Source organism: Micromonospora sp. CA-240977 (assembly GCF_050942285.1).
Classification (GTDB): domain Bacteria; phylum Actinomycetota; class Actinomycetes; order Mycobacteriales; family Micromonosporaceae; genus Micromonospora.
On record NZ_CP192055.1, the window covers coordinates 4,699,314 to 4,719,115 of the forward strand.

17 protein-coding genes are annotated in these 19,802 nt (G+C 72.1%); 4 read left to right on the top strand and 13 right to left on the bottom strand.

The features are described from left to right. Positions 1–58: 58 nt before the first annotated feature. The 5 genes from ACQPWW_RS21375 to ACQPWW_RS21395 all read right to left on the bottom strand — a co-directional run bounded on the left by ACQPWW_RS21375 (position 59) and on the right by ACQPWW_RS21395 (position 3,642). Entirely contained in the window at positions 59–430 is a 372-nt protein-coding gene (locus ACQPWW_RS21375) for a DUF302 domain-containing protein (protein WP_433125000.1), read from the bottom strand. Positions 431–600: 170 nt separating this feature from the next. After that, complete coding sequence (locus tag ACQPWW_RS21380; protein ID WP_433125001.1) at positions 601–1,035, bottom strand: glutaredoxin domain-containing protein; 435 nt, start codon at positions 1,033–1,035, stop codon at positions 601–603. Between the two features lie 111 nt (positions 1,036–1,146). Next, a complete protein-coding gene (locus tag ACQPWW_RS21385) occupies positions 1,147–2,442 on the bottom strand; it encodes a GAF domain-containing protein (RefSeq protein ID WP_433125003.1) in 1,296 nt (431 codons plus the stop codon). 168 nt (positions 2,443–2,610) lie between these two features. Further along, a complete protein-coding gene (locus tag ACQPWW_RS21390) occupies positions 2,611–3,111 on the bottom strand; it encodes a hypothetical protein (RefSeq protein ID WP_433125005.1) in 501 nt (166 codons plus the stop codon). 198 nt (positions 3,112–3,309) lie between these two features. Beyond that, positions 3,310–3,642, bottom strand: a complete 333-nt coding sequence (locus ACQPWW_RS21395) for a hypothetical protein (protein WP_433125006.1) — start codon at positions 3,640–3,642, stop codon at positions 3,310–3,312. Positions 3,643–3,909: 267 nt separating this feature from the next. Here ACQPWW_RS21395 and ACQPWW_RS21400 point away from each other — a divergent pair, with 267 nt between their 5' ends. The 3 genes from ACQPWW_RS21400 (at position 3,910) to ACQPWW_RS21410 (ending at position 6,105) form a co-directional block, all read left to right on the top strand. Continuing rightward, on the top strand, positions 3,910–4,596 hold the full coding sequence (locus ACQPWW_RS21400) for a hypothetical protein (RefSeq protein ID WP_433125008.1): 687 nt from the start codon (positions 3,910–3,912) through the stop codon (positions 4,594–4,596). Between the two features lie 200 nt (positions 4,597–4,796). Next, positions 4,797–5,402, top strand: coding sequence for a response regulator transcription factor (locus ACQPWW_RS21405; RefSeq protein ID WP_433125009.1), 606 nt, complete (start codon positions 4,797–4,799; stop codon positions 5,400–5,402). Between the two features lie 103 nt (positions 5,403–5,505). Next, the gene (locus ACQPWW_RS21410) at positions 5,506–6,105 is read left to right on the top strand and encodes a response regulator transcription factor (RefSeq protein WP_433125010.1); all 600 of its coding nucleotides are present in this window, start codon (positions 5,506–5,508) and stop codon (positions 6,103–6,105) included. A 27-nt stretch (positions 6,106–6,132) separates the two neighbouring features. On the opposite strand, the gene ACQPWW_RS21415 is transcribed toward ACQPWW_RS21410, so the two are convergent. The 4 genes from ACQPWW_RS21415 to lanKC all read right to left on the bottom strand — a co-directional run bounded on the left by ACQPWW_RS21415 (position 6,133) and on the right by lanKC (position 12,433). After that, positions 6,133–7,914 (bottom strand): ATP-binding cassette domain-containing protein, encoded by a 1,782-nt coding sequence (locus tag ACQPWW_RS21415; protein WP_433125011.1) that lies wholly within the window; start codon positions 7,912–7,914, stop codon positions 6,133–6,135. After that, complete coding sequence (locus ACQPWW_RS21420; RefSeq protein ID WP_433125012.1) at positions 7,911–9,635, bottom strand: ABC transporter ATP-binding protein; 1,725 nt, start codon at positions 9,633–9,635, stop codon at positions 7,911–7,913. The genes ACQPWW_RS21415 and ACQPWW_RS21420 overlap by 4 nt, the downstream gene beginning before the upstream one ends. A gap of 75 nt (positions 9,636–9,710) precedes the next feature. Beyond that, on the bottom strand, positions 9,711–9,830 hold the full coding sequence (locus tag ACQPWW_RS21425; RefSeq protein ID WP_013734295.1) for a SapB/AmfS family lanthipeptide: 120 nt from the start codon (positions 9,828–9,830) through the stop codon (positions 9,711–9,713). 5 nt (positions 9,831–9,835) lie between these two features. After that, on the bottom strand, positions 9,836–12,433 hold the full coding sequence (gene lanKC / locus ACQPWW_RS21430; RefSeq protein ID WP_433125013.1) for a class III lanthionine synthetase LanKC: 2,598 nt from the start codon (positions 12,431–12,433) through the stop codon (positions 9,836–9,838). A gap of 398 nt (positions 12,434–12,831) precedes the next feature. Here lanKC and ACQPWW_RS21435 point away from each other — a divergent pair, with 398 nt between their 5' ends. After that, positions 12,832–14,574, top strand: a complete 1,743-nt coding sequence (locus ACQPWW_RS21435; protein ID WP_433125015.1) for an RICIN domain-containing protein — start codon at positions 12,832–12,834, stop codon at positions 14,572–14,574. Between the two features lie 87 nt (positions 14,575–14,661). Here ACQPWW_RS21435 and ACQPWW_RS21440 read toward each other — a convergent pair whose 3' ends face one another. The 4 genes from ACQPWW_RS21440 to ACQPWW_RS21455 form a co-directional block, all read right to left on the bottom strand. Beyond that, positions 14,662–16,116: an alkaline phosphatase PhoX gene (locus ACQPWW_RS21440; protein WP_433125016.1), complete on the bottom strand. Its 1,455-nt coding sequence runs from the start codon at positions 16,114–16,116 to the stop codon at positions 14,662–14,664. Positions 16,117–16,265: 149 nt separating this feature from the next. After that, positions 16,266–17,366, bottom strand: coding sequence for a Gfo/Idh/MocA family protein (locus ACQPWW_RS21445; RefSeq protein WP_433125017.1), 1,101 nt, complete (start codon positions 17,364–17,366; stop codon positions 16,266–16,268). Next, the gene (locus tag ACQPWW_RS21450) at positions 17,336–18,046 is read right to left on the bottom strand and encodes a ThuA domain-containing protein (RefSeq protein WP_433125018.1); all 711 of its coding nucleotides are present in this window, start codon (positions 18,044–18,046) and stop codon (positions 17,336–17,338) included. The genes ACQPWW_RS21445 and ACQPWW_RS21450 overlap by 31 nt, the downstream gene beginning before the upstream one ends. A 223-nt stretch (positions 18,047–18,269) precedes the next feature. Beyond that, entirely contained in the window at positions 18,270–19,757 is a 1,488-nt protein-coding gene (locus ACQPWW_RS21455) for an RICIN domain-containing protein (protein WP_433125019.1), read from the bottom strand. Positions 19,758–19,802 lie beyond the last annotated feature (45 nt).

Sequence of the window (19,802 nt, forward strand, 5' to 3'; positions counted from 1 at the left end):
ACCCGTCGCTGCGCACTCCGACCCGAGCCGCCTCCTGACGCACCGCCGCGGGCCGCGCTCAGTGGCCGTCGACCGCCGCGGCGATCTTGCCAGGGGCCTGCAGAGGCGCGAGTTGGTCCTCGCCCAGTCCGTAGCGCTGGGCGAGGTACGCCGGGTCCTGCCAGGTGATCAGGGCGCCGGGCTGGCCGTCGTCGCGCACCATGAGGCGCATGGGCAGGTCGATGGCGATCTCGGGACAGGCCCGCATGAGTGGTGTGCCCGCCTGCGGGTTGCCGAAGATGACGACCTGCGTGTCGGGCATTGTCAGCCCGGCCTTACGAGCGGCCGCCGCGTGGTCGACCACCGCCGCCACCGCAGCGCCCATGCGTTCCGCCTCGGCCCGCAGCGCCGCAACTGTCTCGCCGACATCGCTGGCACTCCGCCTGGTCACCAATCCGTCGTTCACGGCCGACCCCCGCTCACCGCGCCACCTGGCGAATCCATCTCATCGTGCCGGCATCCGGGGCCGCCGCGGGGAGGTTTGCCGTAACCGACCGCCGACACTCCCCCGTCGCCGCGACGCGCTGGCGCGATGACACCCTCCGTCGCCCCTCGGCGCGCTCAACCCGACCGGAGCTGCTCGCGGAGCCAGGCCCGGTCCGGGTTCACCACCGCCCGACCGCGGAGCACGACGGTAGGCACCGTCTCGTTGCCGCCGGCCACCGCCCGGACCGCGGCGGCACCCGCCGGATCGCGCCAGATGTCCACCCAGTGCGCCCGACGGGCGAGCCGACCGAGCGAGAACCGGAGCTGGAGGCAGTAACGACAGCCGGGGCGCCAGTACACGACAGGTCGTCCGTCCGCCGCGCTGGCCCGCTGCGCCTCGGTGGCGTCCACCGACCGGGGGAACGCCCACGGCGACAGCACGAATGCCAGCGCCAAGAAGATCAACAATTCGACGCCGCCGACGGCCGGCAGACCGGCGGCCAGTTGCGCCACCAGGACCAACACGCCGCACGCCACCATCACGATCGCCAGGATCCACCGCCGCAGCACGACGCCGAGGCTACCCCGGCGACCGACGGTCACCGCCGACCGCCGGCTGCGTCCCGCACAGCCCGAGCCAGGGTCAGGCGCCCCTGGCCGGCACGGTCCGGACCTACTCGTCTAGCGCCTGAGGTACGCGGCCAGGCCACCGAGCTCCTCGCTCGCGATGAAGACCGACCGTACGTTGAGGATGGCCTCCTCGACGTGGGCGGAGCAGCCCCACGCCGCGTCGCCCCACGAATCAGCGATCTTGATTTCGGCCGCGGCGGTGCATCCCAGGGCACCACCGAGTTCGCACTGCTCCGGGTGCGGCATGGCCGCCTGCGCGGCTGCCGCGGCGCGCATCCGGGCGGCGAGTTCCGCGGCGGCGGTCGCGCGCTGCTCGGCCTCGGCGCGCAGCTCCCGTTCGACGCGTACCACCTTGGCCAGCTCGTCATGGGCGGACCTGGCACGTGCCTCGGCGGCTCGGCGGGCCTGCTCGCTGTGGTGACACTCGATGGCCAGGGCAGCGGTGCCGGCGAAGACCCGGGCCAGGGCGAGGTCGGAGTCCTGTGGGGCGCGCGGGGTGCGGTGGTACATGGCGAAGGTGCCCAGGAGGCCGCCGTCGCGGGCCAGGATCGGCGTGGACCAACAGGCCGACAGGTCAGCCTGCTCGGCCAGGTGCCGGAAGTCGTCCCAGAAGGGGTCGGTGCCGATGTCGGTGACGATCACCGGTTGCCGGCGGTGGGCGGCGGTGCCGCAGGAGCCGACGCCCTCGCCGGTGGCGATCCCGTCGATGGCCTCGTTGTAGAAGTCGGGGAGGCTGGGTGCGGCGCCGTGGCGCAGGTGCCGACCGTCGGGATCGGCGAGGAGGACGGAGACGAGCACCTCCTGCGGGGCGAGGTTCTCGATACAGCGGGCCATCCCGTCGAGCACCTCGGCCAGGGGCGCCTGACGGGCGATCTGCTCCACCAGGGCACGGTGTTCGGCCATCAGCCGTTGGGCCTGCTTGACCTGGGTGGTCTCCACGCCGAGCACCCGGATGCCCGAGACCTGACCGGCGGCGTCCCGGCGCGGCTCGTAGGTGAAGTCGAAGAACGTCTCCCGCGCCTGCGGGCCGGTGCCCAGCATGATCCGGACGTCGCTGCCGGTGTACGGCTCACCCGTGCGGTAGACCTGGTCCAGCAGCGCGACGAAGCCCTGACCGGCCAGTTCGGGCATCAGGTCGACAAGCGCGACCCCGGTGCGAGCCCGTTCTTCGCCGATGGTGGCGAAGAACGCCGGGTTCGCCGTCTCCACCAGATGCTCCGGTCCCGCCAGCGAGGCGAAGACCGCTGTGGACTGCCCGAACAACGCCCGCAGATCCTCTTCCGCCCCTGCCTGCCCGGGGCCCGCCGGATCCACAGCCGTGCGCAGCTGGTCTGGTACCGCCGTCACGTGGTGGTCCGCCTCTCGTCCGGGTTACGGGACTCGCTCGATGGTGCGTCGCTCGGTGACGGTGCTCGCCGTGTGCGAGGAGGTGGCTGACGCCGCCGATGGAGCCTACCGGCGGGACGAACCGACGGCGAACGCACGCGGGTTCAGCGCGTACGGCCTCGGGATGCGTCACCCGGACGGATCCGGCGCGCTCCTCGGACCGGTCTCCACTGACCGGCGGCGGTAGGAGACGGTTGCCCCCACCAGCAGCACGGCCCCCAGGAAGAAGTAGGTGTTGATCCCGAGGCCGGCCCAGAACTCGCCAGTGGGGATGTCGTCGGCTCCGACGAATCCGCCGCGGCGGATACCGGTCACCATCAGCAGGTTCTCGGCCATCCCCGGGACGCCCCGGAGGACGAGCAGGACGCTGCCGGACAGGAGCGGCGGCAGGAGTAACCACCGGGGAAGGTGTCGAGCCCAGGGCCGGACGGTGGCGAGGACGACGGCTGCCCCGAGCGCCGATATCGAGATGAGCACCACGTTGAAGATCACGTAGGCCCGCATGCTCCAGGGACCGTCACCGGTCGGATCGTCACCGGGAAAGAACACCAGGAGCACATGGGACACCACAAAGAAGAGCAACCATGCGAGGGCGCCGTACGCCCAGCGCGGACCTCTGAAGGCAGACATACCAGCACCATCGTCGGGCCAGCATGCTGACGCCTCCCTCCCTCGGGGGTGTTCCCTCCCGTGGCAGAGCGAGGCGCGGGAGCGTCGACGCGCTCAGCTCACCCCCCGAGGCCGGGCACGCGGCGAGGAGTCGTCTACCCGACGCGACGATCGCACACATCACCGGATGCGCATGGGTGAGTGCATAGCTACTATGGGTCAGCAATCCAGAGGGAAGGGGGTCGTGCCCGCGTGCGAAGTCCCGTCAACGGAACCGCGCCGATGTCCGCGCCGGGCCGATCCGCGCCGCTCGTGGCTGACCGACTGCGCAGGCTCACCCGGCGGGTGGTGCTGTTCGCGGTCGCCGTCGGGGCCGGTTTCCTTCTGGCCGCCCTGTTCCAGGGGCCGGCCGCTGCCGACGGGATACGCATCGGCTCCGGTTCCGAGCCTCATCTGGAGATCGGCGGTCTGGTCGAGCCGGTCGCGAGGCTCGCGGAGGCGGCACACCCCGACCGTGACCGCCGGCGGGCCGCAGATGCCGACGACCGCCACGGAAGCAACCCCGAGGGCCCGCTGACCGGGGCCGTCGGTGGCGTCGTCGCCCCCCGCGACACGACACCCGCGCCGATGTCTCGGCGGGCGGCGGACGCGTCGCCGCTGTCCGTGCCGCTGTCCCGGGTCGACGCGACCGGCGCGGCGCAGCGCGAAAGACTCCAGCCGGCCTCCGCAGCTCCCGCGGCTCATCGTCCAGCTCACCGCGTTCACACGTCGCGGCCGCCCGCTGATCCGACACGACAGCCGCCCTCCGCCGCGCCAGCGATGCACAGACCCGCCGGCACGCCCGCGCCGGACCTGATCACCGCCCCGCTGCCGCACGTCGTGGACTCCGTGACCGCCCCGCTGCCGCACGTCGTGGACACCGTGACCACCCCACTGTCACACATCGTCAGCATCGTGCGCGCGGTGCCGATCGGGCCTGTCGTCATGGCGCTCTGCCATGTCACCGACGCCGTTCTGGCGCCCGCTCTCGACGTGACGATCGTTCCGGCGGCACCCGCACCGCCCGCTCCCCCAGCGCTCAGGCGGGTTCTCGCGCCGATGGCCGACCCGCCGCCCACCCCGACCATGCCGACGCCGCCAGCTGCGGCGGCGGAGTCGGCGGAATCGGCGGTCGCGGCGGTCGCGGCGGTACGCGCCGCGGCGGTGCCAGCTCCGGCCGTGCCACCGCGGATGTCCGTCGTCGAACCCGCGCCGCCCGGCCCCATGGCCTCGACCGGGCACCTCGCCCCGCGCCGGGATGCGGTGACCGCGGCGGCCTATCTTCCGGGCCGACCCGTCACGCCCGCCGACCAGGACGCCGCCGGGGCCGACGACGGATCGCCGCCCGCGCCGGGACTGGTCCGGCCAGCCGACCGGCAGTCGCAGCTCGGCGTTGGGCAGCCCTGCGATCTCGTGCCACTTCTCGTCGGGAGCCGCGCTCCGGCTCCGATCGCCCGCCCGGGCTGAGGCGGACCGACCGACCCCGGGTGGCTGGCCCGCACGGCCGTTCCACCCGCCGGTCTGGTCGACCAGTGCCCGTGCCCGTCCGCCGTGATGGTGCCCCGGGCCATGCCTGTCCGTCCGTCGCGCGCGACCGCCCTGACCAACCCGTGGATGTTCCGGGATCGGGGGCCGGTGTGACGCGTACCTGAGATCGGAGAAACGTGGTGATCCACGTTGTCGTTGCCGAGGACATGGGTTTGCTGCGCGGCGCGCTCTGCGCCGCGCTGTCGGGTGAGGAGGACATGAAGGTGGTCGCCGACGTCGAGGGCGTCGGCGAGCTGTTGACTGTGGTCCGGCGGTGCCGACCCCAGGTGGTGGTGCTGGCGCTGACGCCGGAACTGTCCGACCCGGTGGAGGTGGTCGCCCGGATCAGCGCCGACGCGCCGCACGCCGCCGTACTGGCGATGAGCCCTCGGTGGAGCCCCTCCCTCGTGGAGGCGGCGCTGGCGGCCGGCGCGCGCGGCCTGGTCGGGAAGGACAGCTCCCTGGCGGAGCTGGTGCGGGCGATCCGTGCGCTGGCGGCCGGGGAACGGGCGATCGACCCGGCCGCGGCGGTGGCGGTGCTGAGCCCCCCGGAGATCCCGTTGACGCCTCGCGAGATGGACGTGCTGCGGATGGCCGCCGAGGGGCTGCCCCTGAAGGAGATCGCGGCCCGCCTCTACCTGGCACACGGGACGGTGCGCAACCATCTGTCGGTGATACTCCGCAAGACGGGGGCGCGCAACCGGTTGGAAGCGGTGTGGCGCGCGCGGAGTAACGGCTGGTTGTAGCCGAGCGGGCGGGTCCGGCGAAGGTGTCCGGGCCCGCCCCGTCGCCGTGCGGACCCGATGGATGCGTGTTTGAATATTGACGTTTAGTCATAACCATCGGAGTGTGGGAAGGCTCATTGTGATCCGTACCCTGCTCGCCTTGGACGGCGCCCTGGTGCTGGGCGCGCTGTCGTTCGTCCTGGCCGCCGAGGACGACATCCGCGTCGTCGCGGAGGTCGATCGCGGCGACGCGGTGTCCGCGGCCGTCCGCGCCCAACGCCCCGACGTGGTGGTGGCCGACCTCGACTTCGTCGAGGAGGTCGAGTCGAACCGCCTCGGCCAGTGCCCCGTCCTGGTGCTGGCCCACCCACAGCGGGCCCGGCGGCTGCGCGGCATGTTCCGCCCGACCCGGACGGTCGGCATCCTGCCCAGCGACGCCGCCCCCCACCGGGTCGTCGACGGCATTCGCCGGCTCGCCCGCCGGGAGCCGGTGCTCGACGCCGATCTCGTCGTCGCGGCGCTGCGCTCGGACGGCCCGCTGACCAGCCGCGAGACCGAGGTGTTGAGGCTGACGGCGGCGGGGGCGCCGGTCGCGGAGGTGGCGGTGTCGCTGGGGCTCACCCGGGGCACCGTCCGCAACCATCTCGGTCGGATCGCCCGCAAGGTGGGCGCGCGCACCCGGGTGGAGGCCGTGCGGATGGCCGGCGAGGCGGGCTGGATCTGACCGGCGCCGTCGGCTGGGGCCTGGGGTTCAGCCCCGCCGCGCCGGTGCCGTCCGGGGCGGCGGCACCGGATCGTCCCAGCAGCCGACGAGCGCCCGGTAGGTGGCCGAGCGGGCCAGCAACTGCCCGTGCGTCCCCAGCACGGGCTCGTCGCCGTCGAGGACCAGCACCCGATCGGCCCGCAGCGCGGAACTGATCCGGTGCGCGATCACCACGAGGCTGCCGGGCCGCCGGGCGAAGGCGCTCTCGACGGTCGCCTCCAGCGCCGGGTCCAGGTGACAGGTCGCCTCGTCGAGGATCACCAGCGGGGCGGGTGCCAGCCAGGCCCGGGCCGCCGCGATGAGCTGCCGCTCCCCGGCGGAGAGCAGGGCCGGCGCGACCGGCGCGCCCAGCCCACCCAGGCGGGTGGCCAGCGGGCGCGCACCGAGCGCGTCGACTGTGGCCTCCAGCGTGTGGTCGTCGACGTCCGGCCGCAGGTAGCGGAGGTTGTCGGCGAGACTGCCGCTGAAGACGTACGCCTCCTGAGGCACCAGCACCCGCATGCCGGCCACGACGTCCGGCTCGGCGTCGGCGACCGGCGCACCGGCCAGGTGGACCGTACCGGCCTGCGGTGGCACCAGCCCCGCGATCAGGGCGGCCAGTGTGGACTTTCCCGCGCCGCTCGGACCCACAACGGCGAGGTGCTCCCCGTCGGCCACCGTCAGCGAGAAGTTCCGCAGGACCGGCCGGGCGCGCGGGCCGTAGCCGAAGGTCAGCCCCCGGACCTCGACGGCCGGCGAGCGGCCGACCGGCCCGGTGGACGGGCGGGAGCGGGGTGTCCGGGTGGCGGGGCCGGACCGGCGGGGGTCGTCGTCGGGCCCCGGGCCGGTGCGCAGGATGTTCTCCAGGGTGATCGCGTACCGCAGCCCGCCGCCACCGAGGCCCTGCACCAGGGTGTGCAGGGCGGGTTGCAGGCCGGTGGAGACGTAGATCAGCGCGCCCAGCACCGCCCCCGCCGTCAACCCGCGCTCCACCAGCCAGGGAGCGGCCGCGAGCAGCACCACAAGCGGCAACCAGCCGCCGATGCCGAGGCTGAGGCTGCGGATCGCGGCCATCCGGGCGAGGGTGCGTTCGGCGGCGGCCTGCGCCGACACCAGGCGTTCCACGTCGGCCGTCACGCGTGCCTGGGCGCCACAGGCCAGCACGTCGCGGTGACCGGCCAGCGCCGCCGCGGCCGACTGGCCAAGCCGCTCACCGGCCCGGACGTACGCGCGCTGGTGCGCGGCCATCGCCGGCAACGCGGCGAGGAACACGGCCAGGCCGGCGACCAGCGGCGCGGCGGCCAGCGCCGCCACCACCGGCGCCAGGGCGAGGAGGCCGAGCAGGGCCGCGCCAGCGGAGAAGACGAAGCCGCGGGTCACCATCAGCAGACCGGCGAACGTGTCGCGGACGATTTCCATCTGGTGGGTCAGCCGGGTCACGGCGGCGCTGTCCGGGCGGCCACCCGCCCGGGTGGCCTCGCGCAACGAACCCCGGACCACCTGGGCGGCCACCTCGTCGCGGAACGGCTCGACCACGGCGCCGAGGCAACGGTACGTCCGACCGGTCGCCGCCGCGCCGACAAGCACGGCCACGGCGAGCGCCGCCAACCACGCCAGGCCGTCGAGGAGACGTCCGGCCAGGAAACCCTCGTCGACGGCGCGGGCGACCAGGAGGCCGGCGAGCAGCGCGGGCAGCGACTCGACGAGCGACCAGCCGCAGAGCCGGGCGAGATCGCGCCGGCGGGCCCGCAGTGCCCGCCAGGTCACCCGTCGTACGCTGGGTCGGCTCACGAGCCACCGCCGACGGGCTGGAGGACAGCCCGGTAGTCGGGGTCGTCCCAGAGCAGCCGGTGCGGCGCCAGCCCGCGCAGTCGACCGCCGTCCAGCCAGGCGACGAGGTCGGCGGCCGCGGCCACTGCCGGCCGGTGGGTGACCACCAGTCGGGTACGCTCGCCGGCCCACCCGATCAGCGCCTGGGTGATCCGGTGCTCGGTCGCGGTGTCCAGGCTGGACGTCGCGTCGTCCAGGATGAGCAGCCGCTCGGCGGCGAACGCCCGGGCCAGGCCGAGGCGTTGGGTCTCGCCTCCGGAGAGCGGTGTGTCCGCCATCGGGGTGCGGTAACCGTCGGGCAGCCGGTCGATCACGTCGGCGACCGCCGCCAGGTGGGCCGCCCGGCGGACCGCCGGCGAGGCCGGACTCCGGTCGGTCGGCGGCGGCGAGTCGACAGGCAGCGCCAACCCGATCGCGTCGTGGACCGTCTCGCCGACGAGCACCGGCCGGTCGAAGGCATAGCCGACGGCTCGACGCAGCGCGGGCCCGTCGAGGTCGCGCAGCGGCACACCGTCGAGTCGCACCTCACCGTCGTCGGGGTCGTGCAGCCGTCCCGCCACGGCGGCCAGTGTCGACTTGCCGGCACCTGACGCTCCGACGACAGCCACTGTCGCGCCGGCAGGTATGTCCAGGTCGATGCCGTCGAGGATGGGCCGGCCGTCATCGGCGTACACGCGCAGCCCGCGCAGTCGCAGGGCCCCGCGGCCGGGCGGGAGCGGCCGGTCGCCCACCGGTGCGACCGGCTGTTGCAGTAGCTCGGCGACCCGGTGTGCGCCCGCGCGGCTGCGGACCAGGTGATTCAGTGTGGCGAGCACCCCGCCGAGCCCGGCGCCCATTGCCGCGTACCGGACCGCGGCGACCAGTTGGCCCGGTGTGAGCCAGCCTGCGGTCAGGGCGTACCCGCCGACCGCGACGACGCTCAGGTGCAGCAGTGGTGCCACGGCGGAGGTGCGCGCGCTCGCCCGGGCCAGCAGCTCCCAACTCCGCCGGCCGTGCCGGCCCAGCTCGGGCAGCGCCGCCAGCACGCGGTCCTCCTCGCGGTGGACGGTGGCGGCGGCGGCAATGGTCCGGGCGCCGGTCAGCGACTCCAGCAGCCGGCCGGCGATGGTGCCGAGGACCCGTTGGTACCCGGCGGTCGCGGCCGAGGCGTCGGCCACGAAGGCGCGCATGAGGACGGCGAGCAGGACGAGACCGACGAGCAGTGTGATTCCGAGGACCGGTTCCATGATGGTGAGCGCGACGACGCTGCCGAGCGGTGGAAGCACCGCCACGACGGCCAGCACCACGGCGTTGCCGGCCTGCCCCGCGTCGGCGGCCTGGCCGACCAGCCGGCCGACGAGGTCACCCACCGGGTAGCGGCGGGTGGCGCGGACGTCCAGGGCGAACACGTGCCGCAGCAGGTGCCGGCGCAGCCCGGCGGTGGCGTGCGCCGCGCCGAAACCGCTGGCCAGGTCCGTGAGGGTGTCGACGCCGATGAGGACGACGACCAGGGCAGCGGCGGACACCGCCCACCAGCCGGAGCCCCCGCCGAGGGCGGCGTCGACGGCGCGGCCGAGGGCCGCGGGTAGCAACAGTTCGGCGGCCGCGCCGAGTAGCGCGACCGCCGCGAGTCCAAGAGTCCAGCCACCGCCGGCCCGGGCCGTCCGCCGCAGCAGCCGGTCCCCCGCGTCGAACGTTGGCATCGGTCCTCCCATTGCTACGCGGTCGCCCTGGGTGGGCACGTCTACCCACCCAGGGCAATCGCGTTCTGCGATGGATCAGTTGCAGGTCGTGACGGAGAGCGAGCTGTCGCCGCAGAGCAGCAGGCTCGCCCGGCTACCGCCACCCGTGCGGTCGGCCGGAGCCATCTCCAGGCCCTGGAGGTCCAGAAGCGCCATGTCGTTCACCTCCCTTCCATCCGTTCGTCGATCCTGTCGCCCTCGCTGTCGCGAGGGAGTCTCTTCGCGCCCGCAAGCGGCGCGAGGAAGGGCAGCACCGGCGGGCGGTCGTGCCGCGCGCAGGCCAGCGCGAAGAGCACGCCGGCGGTGCCGGTGCCGAAGTCCATGGAGAGCCGCAGCAACTGCTCACCGGGGAACGCGAGTCCCTCCCGGTACGGCAGCGCGTGCCAGCTCAGTCGGTCCACCTGCGCGCCGAGTTCCCGGCGGTCGGCGTCGTCGGTCGAGGCGGCGAGGTACGCGATGATGCCGGCCCGGCCGGCGAAGAGCCCGGACTGTGCGTAGAACGGTGACCGCGCCGCGCGGCGGATTCCCGCGCTCGCCTCGGCGAACCGTTCGTCGGCGCGGTGCCGCAGGTACTGGTCGAGGACCAGCCCGATACCGACGCTGCCATGCGCCAGGTACGGCATGGTCCGCCAGCCCTCGTTGACCTCCAGGGCACCGTCCGGGCGCAGCACACACCGGCGCAGATCCTGGCGCAGCGCCGTGGCGGCGTGCGTCAGCAGCTCGTTGTCACCGCTGAGCTCGAAGAGCCGCAGCAGCATCAGCGCCGGTCCGGTTCGGCCGCGCAGCAGCCCGGCGTACGGGTTTCGTCCCCCGCTGACGTCCGGTCCCGGGTCGTCGGCCAACTGCCCGATCACTCGCTCGGCGACTCGCCACGCGGCGTCGTGCAGCGACACTTCCCCGGTACGCGCGGCCATCTCGGCCAGGTTCAGGGCGATCCCGGACAACCCGTTCGCCAGGCTGTGGTCCAGCCCGTCCAGGGGTTCGCGCAGGCAGATGTCGACGACGTCCAGCGCGTCCTGCCGACGTCCGAGGTGTTCGAGGGCGTAGGCGACGCCGTGCAGCCCGTCGTAGAAGCCGCAGCGGGTCCCGGATGGTGGCGCTGTCGCCCGCCGCACCAGCCAGTCCTCGTGCTCGGGCCACCGCCCGGCGCCGCTCCGATCGAGCGCGTACAGCACTCCCGCCGCCCCGTGGGCGAGGTTGAGGCCGCCGCTGCGGAACTGCTCGATGTCACCGGGGAAGAGCCGGTCGTCGCGCTCGGGAGTGGCGCTGGCCCGGATCGCGGTGACCAGTAGGTCCCGCGTGGCGGGCCAGTCGTCGGCGCGCAGGGTGCCGCTCGGGTCCGCGGCGACCTGGCGGCCACCGGTGATCTCCTCGACCGCGGGGTCGAGGAAGGACCTGGGCACCGGGAAGTTCGCGGCGATGATGTCGGCCAGGTGCGTCACCTTCGCCGGTGCGAGCCGGACCAACTGGGTCAGCGGCAGGAACAGCGCCAACCGCAGGCACGCCAGGGCGTACCTGTCGACAGCCGGTCCGGTCCGGTCGCGCGGGGCGGCGAAGCCCTGGTTGCGCAGCCCGGGTCGGCGGTGCCCGGCGATCGGGGCGGCCACCTCGAAGTCGACGAGGGCGACCTGGTCGTCCGGCCGGATCATGATGTTGAACAGGTGCAGGTCCCCGTAGACCAGGCCGCGCTCGTGGATCGCCGCGATGACGGTCTCGACCTGTTCGTAGGTCTGCCGGGCCCAGCGGGCGTACTCCGCCCGGTCGTCGTCTGTCGCGTCGGCGTCGATCAGCGGGTACCTGTCGACAAGCACCTTGTTCAGCGGTCGGCCCTCGATGAACTCGAGCGCGAGGAAGTGGTGCTCGCCCAGGACGAACTCGTCGTGCACCAGTGGCACCTGCGGCAGGTCGGCGAGTTGCCGCAGGGCCTCCGCCTCGCGGGCCAGCCGGGCGACGGCGTCGGTGCCGTCCGCGTCCAGGCCGGCGTGCGGCCGGGCCTCCTTCAGCACCACCTCGGTGTCGGTACGCAGGTCCCGGCCCACGTACAGCCCACCGCCGTTGGAAAAGTGGATCACCCGCTCGATCCGGTACGGCACCTCGTTGGTGCTTGTCGCGCTGCGGGCGGCCAGGTGCGGGCTGAGGAAGTCGGGCAGGGTGATCCAGGACGGTACGTGGAAGACGGGCTCGCGGCGGTCCGGCACCAGCGTGCCGGACTCATCCTCGATCGCCGCCACCACCTGGCCGTCGGGCGAGTGGCAGTAGCGGGCGGCGAAGCCGCCGTAGCGCACGTGCACCGGGCCGTTGCCGTAGCGGAGGTCACTGAGGATGTACGGCCCGGTCTCGCCGGTGAGTAGTTCGTCGAGCTCCTTGCAGGCCAGCTCCAGCTCCGCGTCGTCGCGGGGGTAGACAGTGATGAACTTGCCACTGGCGGCCCGGGCGGCGTACTTGGAGTTGCGCAGCAGCAGCGTGCGCGGCCCGCTGAGGAACTTGAAGGACAGGCCGCGGGGGACGCAGTAGTCCCAGACGGCGTCCAGCACCCGCTCGGCGTTCGCCAGCCCCGCCGACACGTGGATCTTCCAGCCCTGCTGCGGCAACGAACCGCCGTCGGGTGCGTAGATCAGCCAGTCGTCGAGCGGCTCACGGCGCCAGCCGGTCGGCAGCGGCCGTTCGGCGGCCGGGAAGACCGGCTGTGCCGTGGCGCTGCCGAGCGAATCGTAGAACAGCGGATCCGCGGCGCAGTAGCTGTCGTAGCGTTCGTCCACTGTCCCGCCGCCCCTTCCGATTCGGCCGGCTGGTGTTCCGGCGTTGAATCGAGTCTCGCCGACGGGACGGGGCGGCCCCCAGTGCAGATAGTCACGGCGTTCGATGTAGGCCGCACGGGCGGTCATGACAATAGTCAGGCGTACACCATGCGATAACCACTTGGCGACCCGGTCACGCCGAGCGGTCACCCGCTCACTGACCTGCTGGTTCTTGACCTTCGGTGGGGGCAGAACTTAGACTCCCGTCGTTGTTAGCGTTAACAGTTATGTCATTCGATCGACATCGAATGGTCATCGCCACCGGGATCCCGTCGCCCGGCGGCGACGCAGCAGACCGGTGCCGACCGGGCCGAGGCAACCGCGAAGGCGCGTACCACCACCAGCCAGGAGGACGCAACATGACGCAGGATCAGCACGAGCCGGTGAGCGGCGAGCGAAAATTGGTGAGCCGCAGAGCCGTCCTGACGACCCTGGGGGCCGTACCCGTCGCGACGGTCGCGGCGGTCGTGGGCGCCACGGAAGCCTCCGCGGCGGCGGCGAACATCAATCCGTCGTCGCCGCGACAGACGATCCGAGGCTTCGGCGCGATGGCCCACGCGGCCTGGATCGGCGACCTGACCGCCGCCCAGCGGGACACGGCGTTCGGCACCGGCGAGGGCCGGCTGGGATTCTCCCTGCTGCGGATCCCCGTCGGCGAGAACCAGGCGGACTGGAGCGCGGACCTGGCGACGGCGAGGCGCGCCGTCGAACTCGGAGTCACCGTCTTCGCGTCGCCGTGGAATCCCCCCGCCAGCATGATCGAGACCTTCACCCGTGGTAGCCAGACCAACGCGAGACGCCTGCGATACAGCTCCTACGGCGCGTACGCCCAGCACCTGAACGACTTCACCACGCACCTGCGGAACAACGGGGTCAACCTGTACGCCATCTCGGTGCAGAACGAGCCCGACTACGCGGCGGAGTGGACGTGGTGGACGTCCACCGAGATGCTCCGGTTCCTGAAGGAGAACGCCGGCTCGATCAGCACCAGGGTCATCGCCCCCGAGTCCTTCCAGTACGTGAAGTCCGTGTCGGACCCGATCCTCAACGACGCCACCGCGCTGGCCAACGTGGACATCATCGGGGCGCACCTCTACGGCACCTCGTACTCGAACTTCGCCTACCCCCTGTTCAAGCAGAAGGGCGCGGGCAAGGAACTCTGGATGACGGAGGTCTACTACCCCAACAGCAACACGAACTCGGGGGACGCCTGGCCCGAGGCGCTCGACGTGGGTGAGCACATCCACCGCGCCATGGTCGACGCCGAGTTCCAGGCGTACGTCTGGTGGTATCTGCGGCGCAGCTACGGCCCCATGCGCGAGGACGGCCAGATCAGCAAGCGCGGGGCCATGATGGCGCACTTCGCCAGGTTCGTCCGCCCCGGATACGTGCGGATCGACGCGACGGCGAACCCGGCGTCGAACGTCTACGTCTCGGCGTACCGGGGCGGCGACACCGTCGTGATCGTCGCCGTCAACAAGAACACCTCGGCGGTGAGCCAGCAGTTCACCCTGTCGAACACCACAGCGTCCGGCAGTGTCGCGAACTGGCTGACCGACGGGAGCAGGACCGTCGCGCCCCAGGGCGCGCTCACCATGTCGAACGGCTCCCTCACCGTCACGCTCCCCGCCCGCAGCGTCATGACCTTCGTGACAAGCGTGAGCGGCGGCACCAGCACCGGGGACACCTACAAGCTGGTGAACAACGACACCGGCCTGGTGCTCGGCGTGCAGAACATGTCCACCGCCGACGGTGGTCTGGCCGTGGTGTGGGGCGACAGCGGCACCGCCGACCACAACTGGGTCCGGATCACCGACGGCAGCGCGGTGCGGTTCCGCAACGCCAACAGCGGCAAGGTCCTCGGCGTCGAGAACATGTCCACCGCCGACAACGCCCGCGTCCTGCAGTGGGCCGACAACGGCACCGCCGACCACCGCTGGACGCTGGTGGCCAACAGCGACGGCTCCTACCGGATCCGCAACGTCAACAGCGGCAAGGTGCTCGCCATCCTCAACGGCTCCAGCACCTGGGGCGCCCAGGCCGTCCAGTACACCGACAACGGCAGCACCAGGAACAACTGGCGGCTGGTCCAGGTCGGCTGACCGCCCGGCGTGCGGCTCCGGGCCGACCACACACTGTCGACCCGGAGCCGTACCAGCGCCTGTCCCGCACGCTGCGGTCGGACCGCGTCAGCCCAGGTACTTCTCCCACGGGCCGGTGATCGCCAGGGTGAGGCCCGGGTCCTGCATGTTGACGAAGAGGACCTTGCCGTCGGCGCTGAAGGTCGGCCCGCAGAACTCCGAATCGTTCAGCTGGTTGCGGGCGATCGCGTACGTCGGCCCGCCCGGAGTCGCACTGAGCACGTGGGAGGCCCCGGTGCCGTCCTCGGCGAGCACCAGGCTGCCCCACGGGGTGACGGAGACGTTGTCCGGGCCGTCGAAGGTGAGGTCGTTGTACTTGACCGCCGTGCCCTCCTCCGACGCCGTCTGGTGCGGGAAGTACGTCACCAACTGGATGGTCTCGGTCCGGAAGTTGTAGAACCAGACCATGCCGTCGTGCGGCGCGGCGTCGGCCGGCAGGTCACCGTCGTCCCAGGCGTAGGAGTTGACCACGTACACGCCCTCGTCGGTGCTCCACACGCCTTCGAACTTGCGGCCCCGGGTGACCTGACCGTCGGCGAACTGCTCACGCACTGACGTGTGCCGCGCGTCGCGGTCCGGCACCTCGATCCACCGCACCGGGAAGGGGCGGCCCAACTGGGCGGAGGTCAGGTAGGCGACGTCCGGCAGCACCGAGCCGTCGTCCATGATGATCTGCATCGCGGCGAGGACACCGGCGTTCGGCGCGAGGCGGGTGAGCACGCCGGGACCGAGCTTGACCCCACGGGGCGCGGACCAGCGGTAGAAGAGGCCGTTGGGCTCGTCGGCGTCCTCGGAGAGGTAGATGGCGGTGCGGTCCTTGTCGACCGCCAGGGCCTCGTGCGAGTAGCGGCCCAGGCACTTGATCGGCTTCGGGTCCGCGCTGCCGTCGGCCCAGACCTCGAAGACGTACCCGTGGTCCTTCTGGTAGACGCCGGACCGGTCGCCCTCTTCCCACTCGTCGCCGGCCCGGTCCTCGGTCTCCTCGCAGGTGAGCCAGGTGCCCCAGGGGGTCGGCCCGCCGGCGCAGTTGGAGATGGTGCCGGAGAGGGCGACGAACTCGCCCAGGTTACGGCCCGCGCGGTCGGTCTTGATCACGGTGCAACCGCCCGCGTCGACGGCGCCCGCGTCGTACACCGTGCCCTTGACGTGCGGTACGCCGAACTCGGCGCCCGGGTCGATCTCGTGGTTCTGGATCAGGGTGTAACGGCCCTGGCCGGCGTCGTAGACGGCCATGCCGTCGTGGTCCGACGGCGTGACGCCCTGGCCACGGTCCAGGCGGGTGACGCCGGTCCGGGTCACCACCGTGTAGTTGAAGCCCTCCGGCAGGGCCAGGATCCCCTTGGGGTCGTCCACGAGCGGCGGGAAGGGCACGGGCCCGGTCGTGACCGGCGGGTGCGGCCGGCCGGGGCTGGCCTGAGCGAGGGACGGCAGCCCGCCGGCGACGGCAAGGCCCACGCCGGCGGCGGCGCCGCCCGCGAGGAAGGTACGACGGGAGGAAGGCACTCGAATCAGCTCCTGGTCAGGGTATGTGCGACGGCTGACAGCCAACTCCTGCGTGCGGACACCGACACGTCCCCTGAGGGTTCGAAAGGTGACATCGGAGTTAAGAATCAGCGCCGCTCACCCGTCGCGGAGCCGGTATTCGGTGCGTGCTACGCCTTCCAGTCCTCGACCCCGGTGAGCGGAACGGGTGCGGGCCGCTCCACCACCGTCGTCAGCTCGATCCGGTGGCCCTCGGCCGCCGACCGGAGCAGGGCGGTCATCGTCTCCAGGACGTGCAGCCCGACGTCGCCGCCGGCGCGCGCCGGACGCTGCCCGTCGGCCCTGACCAGGTCGAGCAGGCCGATGCCGCGCGACGACCCGGCGTAGCCGGCCTGCGGTTCGAGTACGCGCCATTCGGTGCCGCCGAGCGCGAAGAGGCGGACCTCTCCGTCGAAGTAGTTCGGGTCGGGTACGGCGAGCGTGCCGGTCTCCCCTCGTACCTCGATCGGCGCGGCCGTCGTCGCGACCCCGTCGAAGCTCGTGGTGATGGTGGAGAGAGCGCCGTTGGCGTGTTCGAGCACACCGGTGACGTGGGTGTCCACCTCCACCGGGATCCGCTCGCCGACACGTGGACCCGAGCCGATGACGCGCTCGTCGCGCAGCCGGGTGGCGGCTCCGACCACCGCGCGAACCGGTCCGAGCAGGTGGATGAGCGCCGAGATGTAGTACGGCCCCATGTCCAGCAACGGGCCGCCGCCCGGGGCGTAGTAGAAGTCGGGGTTGGGATGCCAGCGCTCGTGCCCCGCGGTGACCATGACCGCCGACGCGGACATCGGGCGTCCGATGAGCCCGTCGTCGATCGCCGCCCGCGCCGTCTGCGTGCCAGTGCCCAGCACGGTGTCCGGCGCGCACCCGACGCGCACGCCGGCCGATGCGGCCCGGTCGATGATCGTGCGGCCGTCCGGGAACGTGACGGCGAGTGGCTTCTCGACGTAGACGTTCTTGCCGGCCTCGATCGCGGCCAGCGAGATGTCGGCGTGCGCCGCGGGGATCGTGAGGTTGAGGACCGTCTGTACGTCCGGCCGGGCGAGCAGCCGCTCGACGCTCGTCGCCTCGGCGCCGGGAATGGTGGCGGCTACCGCGGCCGACCGGGCGTCGTCGAGGTCGGCCAGCGCGGCGATCCGCACCGCGGGGTGGTCGGCGAGGGTTTCCAGGTAGGCGCGGGAGATGACCCCGAGACCTACGACGCCGATGCCGTGCGGGTCGCCCACACCATCCCCCTCTCGATGACGGTACGCACGCTCGCGTGCTCCAACACGTCCACGCTGTGTCCCGGGGTCGTCACGACGATGCGCCCGGCGCCCCAGAGCCGGGTCCAGATCGCCGGTGAGGTGACCGGCCGGTGCCAGGGGTGCCAGGCCTGCGTGGGGTGGGTCGTCACGGCCAGGACGTCGATCAGGTCGTCGTGCAGCACCCAGTACTGTTCGGTGACCAGGTCGAAGTCCTCGACGCCCGCGGTGATCGGATGCTCCCGGCCGAGGTCGGTGACGCGCACCGTGTGCGGCAGGAAGTTGTCCTCCGCGCCACCGTGCCGCTCGCAGGGCTCCTTGCCCGGATGGGTCGCGAACTGGCCACCCACCAGATGCAGGTATTCCGAGGACGCGCGGAACGAGTCCACGATGCCGCCGTGCCAACCGGTGAAGCCCGTGCCGGCGCGGACCGCCGCGCTCAGGCCCGCCACCTGGTCCGCGGTGATCTGCGACATCGTCATGCACTGCACGACGAGGTCGGTGTCGGCCATCTCGGCGGCGTCGGCGTAGATCTCCGTCGACTCCTCGACCCGTACGGCATAGCCGCCGCGTTCGAGGAAGGGGATGAACAACTGTGTCGCTTCGACCGGCTGGTGCCCCTCCCAGCCGCCCCGAACCACCAATGCCCTGCGCTGCGCCACCCTCGCTCCCTTCCCACGGCCCGTCGCCACCGGCCTGACCGTTCCCGACCCGGCGACGTACCGCCGATACCCGTGCCTGTCGGGCACCGAAACCGTACCTGTGGTCGCCGACCAAAGCCGACCTTGGCCGGGTTCGGATTCCACAGTGCCCGCTACGCGGGACGGCCCGCACACCCGGTGCTCGGGGTGTGCGGGCCGTACCGGTGATCAGTCGGGACGACCGTCAGACGACGGTGCGCGACCACTGCTGGTTGGCGCCGGTGTTGCACGTGTACTGCTTGAGGACCACGCCGTCCGCTGTCGACGCGGCCGGTACGTCCACGCACTTGTTGCTGTGTCGGGCCCGGAGCTGGAAGTAGCTGCCGTTGGCGACCATCTGGAACTGCTGGTTCGTGCCGGTGCCGCAGGTGTACTGAACGAGCTCCGCGCCGTCGGCGGTCGACGCGCTCACCACATCGAGACACTTTCCGCTGTGCCGGCTGATGATGCGCCAGTAGCCGCTGCCGGCGTCCTGGAACTGCCACTGCTGCCAGGCACTCCCCCCGTACGTGTACTGGCCGACGCGCGCACCGTTGTCGGTGTTCGGTTGCTGGACGTCCATGGCCTTGCCGCTGTGCCGCACGGTCAGCCGGTAGAACGTTCCCGTCGACGGCGGGGGCGTCGTCGGGTCGCCACCGCCGATGGTGTCGCCCCAGCCGTAGCGGATCCGGTCCGCGCCGGAGGTGTTGCGGACGGTCAGGTTGAGGTCGGTGCCGCTGCCGCTGAGGGCGTACATCGAGTACCAGTCGTAGCCGATGGTGCCGGTCTTGCCGCCGAGGGCCGGCCAGTAGGTGCCGCCCATCTGGTTGTCGCGCATGACCTGGGCCATGGCCCGGATGTAGCGCACGAAGTTGTCGGTGCTGCCCGCGTCGGCGTAGTTGCGGCCGTCGTTCATCGGTGCGCCGAACTCGGTGGCGACCGCGCGGGAGGCGCAGTTGCCGAGGCGGACCTGGATGTGGCTGCGGAAGGCGTCGTAGGTCATCGCGCCGTAGAAGAAGGCGTAGTAGTGGAAGGACAGCAGTGTCGCGTTGAAGCGGCTGTCGGTGCAGATGTCACGCAGGTCCTGGCTGAAGCCGGTGCCACCGATGAGCACCCGGCCGGGCACCGCCGAGGGGTGGGAGCTGAGCCAGTTGGCCGCGACGTTGCGCCACTCCGTCGAGCTGTAGCCGTGCGGCTCGTTCATCGGCTCGAAGTAGACGTTGGGGTTCGAGCCGTAGTTGTTGATCACAGTCGACCACATCGCGTTCCACGCGGCGAGGTTCGTGATGCGGCCACCGGAGGCGGCGCCGTCCTCCCAGTAGGCGAGGATGACTTTGAACCCGCGCTCGGTGGCGGCGTCGATGGCGCCCCGGTACGCCTCCCACCACGCCGTCCCCACCGTGTGCGTGTTGATCGGCAGCCGGACGGTGTTGACCCCCATGGTGGAGGCCATGTCGTCGTACAGGGCGTTGGCCTTGGCGCGAACCGTGGCGTTGCTGTCCGACGAGCTCAGACCCTGCACGACGAGCGGGCTGGTCTTGAAGTTGTCACCCAGCATGGCCCAGTTCATGCCGCGGAACTGGTTGGTGGCGGCGGTGGCCGGCGACGACGCGACGACGAAGCCAACCGTCGCCGTCATCGCGGTCACCAGGGCGATCACTATCCGGCGCATCGACCGGCTGATCCGTTTCATGAGCTGTCCAATCGTTAGTTCTTGCCTCTCCGGGTTCGACGGGTA

Bases quoted from the DNA above. Each gene is read 5' to 3' on its own strand.
- ACQPWW_RS21425 (WP_013734295.1), bottom strand. From the start codon at position 9,830: ATGGCGCTTCTGGACCTCCAGGGCCTGGAGATGGCTCCGGCCGACCGC.
- ACQPWW_RS21400 (WP_433125008.1), top strand. From the start codon at position 3,910: ATGCACAGACCCGCCGGCACGCCCGCGCCGGACCTGATCACCGCCCCG.
- ACQPWW_RS21390 (WP_433125005.1), bottom strand. From the start codon at position 3,111: ATGTCTGCCTTCAGAGGTCCGCGCTGGGCGTACGGCGCCCTCGCATGG.
- ACQPWW_RS21420 (WP_433125012.1), bottom strand. From the start codon at position 9,635: ATGCCAACGTTCGACGCGGGGGACCGGCTGCTGCGGCGGACGGCCCGG.
- ACQPWW_RS21435 (WP_433125015.1), top strand. From the start codon at position 12,832: ATGACGCAGGATCAGCACGAGCCGGTGAGCGGCGAGCGAAAATTGGTG.
- ACQPWW_RS21455 (WP_433125019.1), bottom strand. From the start codon at position 19,757: ATGAAACGGATCAGCCGGTCGATGCGCCGGATAGTGATCGCCCTGGTG.